The 9,323-nt window shown below is 73.3% G+C and carries 9 protein-coding genes and 1 rRNA gene; 8 read left to right on the top strand and 2 right to left on the bottom strand.

All coding sequences use genetic code 11. The annotated features are described in order from the left end of the window. The 3 genes from rrf to ACIO92_RS29780 all read left to right on the top strand — a co-directional run. A 5S ribosomal RNA gene (gene rrf / locus ACIO92_RS29790) occupies positions 1 to 92 on the top strand; the annotation flags it as partial. Positions 93 to 290: 198 nt separating this feature from the next. Beyond that, positions 291 to 1,805: a hypothetical protein gene (locus ACIO92_RS29785; RefSeq protein ID WP_402596796.1), complete on the top strand. Its 1,515-nt coding sequence runs from the start codon at positions 291 to 293 to the stop codon at positions 1,803 to 1,805. Further along, positions 1,805 to 2,563, top strand: a complete 759-nt coding sequence (locus ACIO92_RS29780; protein ID WP_402059579.1) for a hypothetical protein — start codon at positions 1,805 to 1,807, stop codon at positions 2,561 to 2,563. The genes ACIO92_RS29785 and ACIO92_RS29780 overlap by 1 nt, the downstream gene beginning before the upstream one ends. A 68-nt stretch (positions 2,564 to 2,631) precedes the next feature. Here ACIO92_RS29780 and ACIO92_RS29775 read toward each other — a convergent pair whose 3' ends face one another. Then, a complete protein-coding gene (locus ACIO92_RS29775; RefSeq protein ID WP_366444029.1) occupies positions 2,632 to 3,924 on the bottom strand; it encodes a DUF1015 domain-containing protein in 1,293 nt (430 codons plus the stop codon). A gap of 90 nt (positions 3,925 to 4,014) precedes the next feature. Here ACIO92_RS29775 and ACIO92_RS29770 point away from each other — a divergent pair, with 90 nt between their 5' ends. Together ACIO92_RS29770 and ACIO92_RS29765 are read left to right on the top strand one after the other, a co-directional pair. After that, a complete protein-coding gene (locus ACIO92_RS29770) occupies positions 4,015 to 5,148 on the top strand; it encodes an HAD hydrolase-like protein (protein WP_401241084.1) in 1,134 nt (377 codons plus the stop codon). A 769-nt stretch (positions 5,149 to 5,917) separates the two neighbouring features. Further along, the gene (locus ACIO92_RS29765) at positions 5,918 to 6,808 is read left to right on the top strand and encodes an ABC transporter ATP-binding protein (protein ID WP_366444030.1); all 891 of its coding nucleotides are present in this window, start codon (positions 5,918 to 5,920) and stop codon (positions 6,806 to 6,808) included. A 31-nt stretch (positions 6,809 to 6,839) separates the two neighbouring features. Here ACIO92_RS29765 and ACIO92_RS29760 read toward each other — a convergent pair whose 3' ends face one another. Beyond that, entirely contained in the window at positions 6,840 to 7,187 is a 348-nt protein-coding gene (locus ACIO92_RS29760; protein WP_402283456.1) for an SCP2 sterol-binding domain-containing protein, read from the bottom strand. Between the two features lie 42 nt (positions 7,188 to 7,229). Between ACIO92_RS29760 and ACIO92_RS29755 the strand changes: the two genes are divergently transcribed. Genes ACIO92_RS29755 through ACIO92_RS29745 form a run of 3 tightly spaced genes read left to right on the top strand, consistent with a single transcriptional unit; the run spans position 7,230 to position 9,266 of the window. After that, entirely contained in the window at positions 7,230 to 7,499 is a 270-nt protein-coding gene (locus tag ACIO92_RS29755) for a hypothetical protein (RefSeq protein ID WP_366444032.1), read from the top strand. Positions 7,500 to 7,506: 7 nt separating this feature from the next. Further along, positions 7,507 to 8,322 (top strand): TlyA family RNA methyltransferase, encoded by an 816-nt coding sequence (locus ACIO92_RS29750; protein WP_402283454.1) that lies wholly within the window; start codon positions 7,507 to 7,509, stop codon positions 8,320 to 8,322. Beyond that, entirely contained in the window at positions 8,319 to 9,266 is a 948-nt protein-coding gene (locus ACIO92_RS29745; RefSeq protein WP_402059557.1) for an NAD kinase, read from the top strand. Before ACIO92_RS29750 ends, ACIO92_RS29745 begins: the two co-directional genes overlap by 4 nt. Positions 9,267 to 9,323 lie beyond the last annotated feature (57 nt).

Genomic DNA, 9,323 nt, shown 5'->3' with positions numbered 1-9,323 from the left:
CGCCCGGTTACATTCCGAACCCGGAAGCTAAGCCTTTCAGCGCCGATGGTACTGCAGGGGGGACCCTGTGGGAGAGTAGGACACCGCCGAACAATTCTTCAGGACCCCTGGTCCCAGCGTTCACGCTGGGACCAGGGGTCCTTTTGTTTTTTGCTTGACTTTTCCGATGCGCGGCCGAGTGCCGGCTGCGCGAGAATGACTGCAGTACCCGAAGACAGGAGTCACACCGATGTCCACCAACTCTCCCGACGACCGTCCGGAGCGCGAGCCGCGTCGTACGGACGGTGCCGGTGGCGACCGGGGCGGCTTCCGAGGCCCGCGACGTGACGACAACCGTGGCGGTGGCGGCGGGTTCCGCCGTGACGACAACCGCGGTGGCGACCGTCCCTCCTCCTTCCGCCGTGACGACAATCGCGGTGGCGACAGCCGTGGTGGTGGCGGTTTCCGTCGTGATGACAATCGCGGTGGTGACAGCCGTGGTGGTGGCGGTTTCCGTCGTGATGACAATCGCGGTGGTGACAGCCGTGGTGGTGGCGGTTTCCGTCGTGATGACAATCGCGGTGGTGACAGCCGTGGCGGGGACAACCGTGGTGGCGGTTTCCGTCGTGATGACAACCGGGGTGGGGACCGTCCCTCGTTCCGTCGTGACGACCGTCCCTCCTACGGGCAGCGTGACGACCGTGGCGGCGACAACCGAGGTGGTGGCGGCGGGTTCCGCCGTGACGACAACCGCGGTGGCGACCGTCCCTCCTCCTTCCGCCGTGACGACAACCGTGGCGGCGACAACCGTGGCGGTGGCGGGTTCCGGCGCGATGACCGTCCCTCGTACGGGCAGCGTGACGACCGTGGTGGTGACCGTCCCTCCTCCTTCCGTCGTGACGACAACCGTGGCGGCGACAGCCGTGGTGGTGGCGGCGGGTTCCGCCGTGACGACAATCGCGGTGGGGACAACCGTGGTGGCGGTTTCCGGCGTGATGACAACCGGGGTGGGGACCGTCCCTCGTTCCGTCGTGACGACCGTCCCTCCTACGGGCAGCGTGACGACCGTGGTGGCGACAACCGTGGTGGCGGTTTCCGTCGTGACGACAGCCGCGGTGGTGACCGTCCCTCGTCCTTCCGTCGTGATGACAACCGCGGTGGCGACAGCCGTGGCGGGGACAACCGTGGTGGCGGTTTCCGTCGTGACGACAACCGGGGTGGGGACCGTCCCTCCTACGGACAGCGTGACGACCGTGGCGGCGACAACCGAGGTGGTGGCGGCGGGTTCCGCCGTGACGACAACCGCGGTGGCGACCGTCCCTCCTCCTTCCGTCGTGACGACAACCGTGGCGGCGACAGCCGTGGCGGTGGCGGCGGGTTCCGGCGCGATGACCGTCCCTCGTACGGGCAGCGTGACGACCGTGGCGGTGACAACCGTGGCGGCGGGTTCCGTCGTGACGACAGCCGTGGTGGCGAGCGTCCCTCGTCCTTCCGCCGTGACGACAACCGTGGCGGTGGCGGTGGCTTCCGGCGTGACGACCGGGGTGGCGAGCGTCCTTCGTCGTTCCGTCGTGACGACAACCGGGGTGGTGACCGTCCCTCCTACGGACAGCGTGACGACCGTGGCGGCAGCGGCGGCTTCCGGCGTGACGACCGGGGTGGCGACAGCCGGGGTGGATACCGGGGGCGCGACGACCGTGGCGACCGCGGTGGGTACCAGGGCCGTGACGACCGGGAGCGGAGCGACCGCGCGCCCATCAAGCGCCTGCCGATCCCCCCGGAGGTCACCGGTGAGGAGATCGACCCGGACGTACGCCAGGAGCTGATGAGCCTGCCCAAGGGGCTGGCCGAGGAAGTCGCCCGCAACCTCGTCATGGTCGCCCAGCTGATCGACGAGGACCCGGAGAAGGCGTACGGCTACTCCAGGGTCGCGCTGCGGCTCGCTTCCCGTGTCGCCGCGGTGCGCGAGGCCGCCGGCTTCGCCGCGTACGCCACGCAGAAGTACTCCGAGGCGCTGGCCGAGTTCCGTGCCGCCCGCCGGATGAGCGGTGGTGTCGAGCTGTGGCCCGTCATGGCCGACTGCGAGCGCGGTCTCGGCCGTCCCGAGCGCGCGCTGGCCATGGCCGGCGAGTCCGAGGTGCAGAAGCTCGACAAGGCCGGGCAGGTCGAGATGCGGCTGGTGGCCGCCGGTGCCCGCCGTGACCTCGGGCAGCTCGACGCGGCGATCGTGACGCTGCAGAGCCCCGAGCTGGCGTCCAGCGCCAACCACCCGTGGACCGCGCGCCTGCGGTACGCCTACGCCGACGCGCTGCTCGCCGCCGGGCGTGAGACCGAGGCGCGGGAGTGGTTCGCCAAGGCTCTGGAGGCCGACAAGGACGGCGTCACGGACGCCTCGGACCGGCTCGCCGAGCTGGACGGCGTCGAGTTCGTCGACGCGTTCGACGACTCCGAGGAGGACGCCGAAGAGGACCTCGCGAAGGACGCGCAGGCGGCCGGGGACGACGTCGATCTCGACCTCGACGAGGACGACGAGGACGACGACGAGGACAGCGACGGCGACGACAAGGTCGGCGACAAGAACTGACGCGGTTCTCGCATGAACTGAGGGGCGGCACCCACCCGGGTGCCGCCCCTTCGTCGTCTCCGGGACGCTCAGTCGAGCGCCAGACTCCTGAGGACGAGGCCCGTCGCGGGCTTCGGGCCGAACGAGGTCGACTTGCGGGGCATCGTGACACCCTGGCGGGCCAGGTCCCGTACGACGTCCTCGCGCACCGGGTGCATGAGGACCGCCGTACCGCCACGGCGTTCCGCCTGGTCGACCGCGGCGGCCGCGTCGTGGATGTAGGCGATGTCCTCGGGGGCGTCGGGGATGCCCCAGACGTGTTCGAGGAGCGTGGAGTGCAGGACCGTCGCGTCCAGGGTCCGCCAGGCCTCCGGGCGGTCCGCGCGGACCGTGCGGTCGAGGAGCGCGGGATCGGGGCGGTCCACCAGGTGGAAGGGGCCGTCGCCCGCGAGGAGGAAGGCGTTCCCCCCGGCCGCCGCCGCTGCCAGGGCCTCCAGGGCGGCCTGCAGCGGCCGGTCGAGGCGCTGGACGCGGAAGGAGCCGTCCAGGGCGGCGAGGGCCTCCGCGACCGGCAGCCGGTTGAGGAGCCGGTGGATGGCGCGGACCCGCAGCGGGTAGCGGGCGGTGTCCACGAGCAGGACCAGACCGTAGTTCCACGGGCCCGGCGACACGTGTTCCCCGCGAAGGCGGAGGTAGGTCGCCCAGCGGTGGTGGCCGTCGGCGATGAGGGCCTGGTGGCGGCCGAGCTCGGCCGCCACCGCGGCCTGCTCGGCCGGGTCGGTCACCGCCCACAGACGGTGGTGGAACCCGTCCTCCGTCGTGGTGGCGAGGAGCGGCTCGCGGCGGACCGTGCGGTCGACGACCGCGTCCACGCCGTCGCCCTCCCCGACGTACGTCAGGAGCAGCGGCTCCAGGTTCGCGGCGGTGGTCCGCATCAGGGCGGCGCGGTCCTCGACGACGTGCGGCATGACGTCCTCGTGGGGGAGGACGACCCCCTCGGCGGGGGTGGACAGCTCCAGGGCCCCGATGACACCCCGCTGGAGGATGCCGTCGCCCTGCTGCTCGTAGACGTAGAGCGCGGGCTCGGGGTCCGGGGCGAGGACGCCGTCGGCGAGCCAGCGGTCGAGGGTGACGGCGGCCTTGCGGTGACGGGTGCCCGCCGTGATCGCCTGCGGGAGGATCAGCCGCACGATGTTGTACGGATCGGCGGATTCCAGTTCCAGCAGTCCGTCAGGTCGTACGACGACGTCGTAGGGAGGAGACGTCACCGCGGCGAGGCTGCCGACGCGCTCGGGGACGTATCTCAGTCCGCGGAACGGGGCGAGGCGCAGCCCTCCGGTGTCGTCGCGGACGGCGTCGGCCGCGTGACCTGAGGTGTTCATCTCGTCATCCTATGTGGCGGGCAGTCATGAGCGATGATCGGGGGAGCGGGGGCATTCACACCCCGGTGAGACGAGGAGCGTGCGGTGACGGTGCGGAACGGCCAGGGACGGCGGAACGACGGCGGAGTGCTGCCGGGGAGCAGCGCGCTGCCGCTGAGCGAGGCGTACGACACGGCGCTGCTCGACCTGGACGGGGTGGTGTACGCGGGCGGTGAGGCCGTTCCGCACGCCGTCGGGGCGCTGGGTACGGCACGGGCGGGCGGGATGCGGCTCGCGTACGTCACCAACAACGCGCTGCGGACGCCGGACGCGGTCGCCGCCCACCTCACCGAGCTGGGGGTGCCCGCCGAGCCCGGCGACGTGATCACCTCCGCGCAGGCCGTCGCCCGGCTGATCGCCGACGACGTGCCCCCCGGCTCCCGGGTCCTGGTCGTCGGCGGCGAGGGGCTGCGGGTCGCGCTGCGCGAGCGGGGGCTCGTACCGGTGGACTCGGCCGACGACCGGCCGGTGGCGGTCGTCCAGGGGTTCGGCGGGCCGGAGACGCCCTGGAGCCGCTTCGCGGAGGCGGGCTACGCGGTGGCGCGGGGGCTGCCCTGGTACGCCTCCAACACGGACCTCACGATCCCCGGGGCGCGGGGCATCGGGCCGGGCAACGGGGCGGCGGTGGAAGTCGTGCGGATCGCCACCGGCGGCCGGTTCGAGCCGAAGGTGGCGGGCAAGCCGCTGCCGCCGATGCACCGGGAGACGGTGCTGCGGACCGGGGCGCTCCGGCCGCTGGTCGTCGGGGACCGGCTGGACACGGACATCGAGGGGGCGTTCAACGGCGGGGTCGACTCGCTGCTGGTGCTCACCGGGGTGACGGACGTTCCGCAACTGCTCGGGGCCGTGCCCGCGCACCGGCCGACGTACGTCGCCGCCGATCTGCGGGGGCTGCTCGTCCCGCAGCCGGAGGTCGTCGCGGACGGGGACGGCGGCTTCGCGTGCGGGGAATGGCGGGCCTCGGTGCGCGGGGGCGAGCTGGTTCTCGACGGGCCGGACGGCGGTGCGGCGGACGTGATGGACGCGGTGCGGGCGCTCTGCGGGGCCGCTTGGGCGGCGGCCGACGCGGGTGGTTCCGGGGACGCCTCCGGAGGTGGCGATGCGGGTGCTTCCCGGGGGCGCTCCACCGGTGGCTCGAAGGGTGTTCCGGACGCGGGCAAGGCCCTGGCGCGGCTGGGCCTGTAGGGGCGGGTGCGGGGCGGGGCCTCGGTGAGGAGTCGGGCCGGGGCTCCGGTCGGTCCCGGGTCCCGGGGTCCCGGGACCTCGGCCGGTCGGGTGCGCGAGGTCCGGAAGGAGTCGGGCCGGGGTTTCGGGAGGCCCGGACGGGGTGCTCGGGCGGGAGGTCCGGGCGGGATGCCGGGGCGGAGAGGTTCGGGACGGGTTGGCCGGGTCCTGGTCGGTCGGGGGTGTGAGCCTGGGACGGGGAGTCCGGGCCTGGGTCAGGGCAGGACACCGGCCCGGGGCTGTCGGCCGTGAGGGCCGTGAGGGCTGCCAGGGGCGTCGGGTCAGGAGCGACCTGGGACGGTCCGGGGCGGGACCTCGGGACCGTCCCAGGGGCGCGGGGTCCGGAACGGGTCGGGTCGGGCCGGGGTTCTGAAAGGCCCGGACGGGAGTTTCTCCGAGCGGGTGGGGGGGCGGGAGCTTCGGTCGGGGCTGCGGAGGCTCGGAATGGTTCGGGTCGGGGTTCGGGTCGGCCCGCACACGGGCCTCGGGACGGGGCGGGACACCGGCCCGGGGTTGTCAGGTCATCAGACCGTCCGAGTCGCCCTGGCCGTCCGAGCCGTCAGGGTCGAAGCGGCCCGGGGCAGGGCTCCGGACAGCACCCGACCCGCCCCCGGACGGCCGGGTGCGGGCCCGTACGCCCCTGGCCGGAGTGCGTCCTGGCACGCCCCGGCACGTAAATTGGGTAGGCTAACCTAACTTTGTTGGGGCGAGGGTATACGGGAGCACGGGCATGGACGGTCGGCAGCAGCGACTGAGCGCGGAATCGGTCACTCTGGCGTACGAGCAGCGGGTCATCGCCCGTGAGCTGTCCGTCGAGATCCCCGACCACTCGTTCACCGTCATCGTCGGCCCCAACGCCTGCGGCAAGTCCACCCTGCTGCGCGCCCTCTCCCGGATGCTGAAGCCCAGCGAGGGCCGCGTCCTGCTCGACGGGCAGTCGATCCACTCGCTGCCCGCCAAGAAGGTCGCCAAGACCCTCGGCCTGCTGCCGCAGACCTCCGTGGCCCCCGACGGCATCACCGTCGCCGACCTCGTCGCCCGTGGCCGCTACCCCCACCAGGGGCTGCTGCGCCAGTGGTCCCCCGAGGACGAGCGGATCACCCAGGAGTCCATGGAGGCGACCGGTGTCGCCGAACTGGCCGGGCGGTACGTGGACGAGCTCTCCGGCGGCCAGCGCCAGCGCGTCTGGATCGCCATGGCGCTCGCCCAGCAGACCCCGCTGCTCCTGCTGGACGAGCCGACGACGTACCTCGACATCCAGCACCAGATCGACGTGCTCGACCTCTGCGCCGAGCTGCACGAGACCCAGGGCCGTACGCTCGTCGCCGTCCTGCACGACCTGAACCACGCGGCCCGGTACGCGACCCACCTCATCGCCGTCCGCGACGGTCAGGTCGTCGCCGAGGGCCCGCCGGCCGAGGTCGTGACCGCCGCACTCGTCGAGCGGGTCTTCGGACTGCGCTGCCAGGTCATCGAGGACCCGGAGACGGGCACACCGCTGGTCGTCCCCGCCGGACGCCGGGGCCGTGCGCCCCGGCAGGTCCGGACCGCGCCCGAGGCGGCTCCGGCCGGCTCCCCGGTGGAGCCCGAGGCCTCCCAGGAGCCCGCGCTGCGGAAGTGAGCAGGTCCCGGCCGCGCCCGGGGCTCCGGCCCTACAGCAGCGCGCGGAGCTTGAGCAGGTCGCGGAAGCCCGCCTCCAGCCTGACCCGGCCCGAGGCCCAGGCCTTCGCGAAGTTCAGCTCGCCGCCCACCATCGCCAGCAGGTCGTCCCCGGTCATCGCGAGGCGGATCTGGGCCTTCGACGGCGGCGGGCCCGCCACCGTCGACCCGACCACGATCCGGCCCCCGGTCAGACGTCCCGTGAACGTGGTGTCCAGGTCGGTGACATGGCAGCTCAGCGTGCGGTCGAGCGCGGCGGCCCCGCGCACGTCGCCGTCCGCCCGCGCGAGGCCGTCCGAGAGTCTGTCCAGTGCGCCGCGGCACTCGGTGATCGTCGCCATCGGGACGACCGTACCCCAGACGTTCGCGGTAGCGTCGGGGCCATGAACGACGCGACGCCCGCACCGGAGCCCCTGGACGAGACGGGCCCGCGGGACGCCCACGAACCCCCCGGAGCGGCCCCGCTCGGCGTCGGACGGCGGCCCACCGGGCACCCCGGCGTCGACGCGCACCTGGCGCGTCTCGCCGAGGTGGACGACCTCCCGGCGGACGGACACCCGCAGGTGTACGAGGATGTACACCGAGGACTGCGCGCCGAGCTGACCTCGCTCGACACGCGTCCCGACCCCCGTCCGCACGACAACAGGAGCTGAACCCACCGTGGCAGGAGTGGCACGCCGCCGACTCGACGCCGAGCTGGTCCGGCGCAAGCTGGCGCGCTCGCGCGAACACGCCAGCCAGCTGATCGCCGCGGGCCGGGTGACCGTCGGCAAGACCGTCGCCACCAAGCCCGCCACCCAGGTCGAGACCGCCGCGGCCATCGTCGTGGTCCAGGACGGCTCCGACCCCGACTACGTGTCGCGCGGCGGCCACAAGCTCGCCGGGGCCCTCGCCGCCTTCGTCCCCCTCGGTCTGGCGGTCGAGGGGCGGCGCGCCCTGGACGCCGGGGCGTCCACCGGCGGCTTCACCGACGTCCTGCTGCGGGCCGGTGCCGCCCATGTCGTCGCCGTCGACGTCGGCTACGGACAGCTCGCCTGGTCGCTCCAGAGCGATGAGCGGGTCACCGTGAAGGACCGTACGAACGTACGCGAGTTGACGCTCGACGCGATCGACGGCGTCCCCGTCGACCTGGTCGTCGGCGACCTGTCCTTCATCCCGCTCGGCCTCGTCCTGCCCGCCCTCGCCGCCTGCACGGCGCCCGGCGCCGACCTCGTCCTCATGGTGAAGCCGCAGTTCGAGGTGGGCAAGGAGCGGCTCGGCAGCGGTGGGGTCGTCCGCAGCGCCGAACTCCGCGCGGACAGCGTGAAGAACGTGGCCCGGCGGGCCGCGGAGCTCGGACTCGGTGTCCTGGGCGTCACCGCCAGCCCGCTGCCCGGCCCCTCCGGCAACGTCGAGTACTTTCTGTGGCTGCGGGCGGGCGCGCCCGCGCTGGATCCGGCGGATGTCGACCGCGCCGTGGCGGAAGGACCTCGTTGAGCTCAAGGGCAACAGCACCAGAGACCGCACCAGAGGCAGCACCAGAGACCGCACCACGTACCGTCTTCCTGCTCGCGCACACCGGCCGGCCGGCCGCTGTGCGCAGCGCCGAGCTGGTGGTCCTCGGACTGCTGCGCTGCGGCATCGTCGTCCGCGTCCTGGAGGCGGAGGCGGAGGACCTGCCGCTGCCGCCGTCCGTCGAGAAGGTGCCCGAAGCCTGCTCGGACGCGCTCGACGGCTGTGAACTCCTCGTCGTCCTCGGCGGTGACGGCACCCTGCTGCGCGGCGCCGAGTTCTCCCGCGCCTCCGGCGTCCCGATGCTCGGCGTCAACCTCGGCCGGGTCGGCTTCCTCGCGGAGGCGGAGCGCGACGACCTCGACAAGGTCGTCGACCGGGTCGTGACGAGGGCGTACGAGGTCGAGGAGCGGATGACCCTCGACGTCGTCGTGTACGAGAACGGCGACGTCCTGCACCGCGACTGGGCGCTCAACGAGGCGGCCGTGCAGAAGGTCTCCCCGGAACGGATGCTGGAGGTCGTCCTCGCGATCGACGGACGTCCGGTGACCGGCTTCGGCTGCGACGGGGTGATCTGCGCGACACCCACCGGATCCACGGCCTACGCCTTCTCGGCGGGCGGCCCGGTCATCTGGCCCGAGGTCGAGGCGCTGCTCATGGTGCCGATCGGCGCCCACGCCCTCTTCGCCAAGCCGTTGGTCACCACCCCCGAGTCCATCCTCGCCGTCGAGATCGAGCCGCACACCCCGCACGGGGTGCTGTGGTGCGACGGGCGGCGCACGGTGGAGCTTCCGGCGGGCGCGCGGGTCGAGGTGCGGCGGGGCGCCGTACCGGTGCGGCTCGCCCGGCTGCACCACGCCTCCTTCACCGACCGGCTCGTCGCCAAGTTCGCCCTGCCCGTGTCGGGGTGGCGGGGCGCACCCCGCTGACACGGCTCCGGCGGGTCGAACGATCGGCGCGCCGGAGGGTTACGCCCGGGGCCCGTG

The sequence above is a fragment of the Streptomyces sp. NPDC087215 genome (assembly GCF_044744885.1).
Taxonomy (GTDB): domain Bacteria; phylum Actinomycetota; class Actinomycetes; order Streptomycetales; family Streptomycetaceae; genus Streptomyces.
Note: the sequence above shows the minus strand (reverse complement) of the source record. Positions and strands in the feature narration are given on the sequence as shown.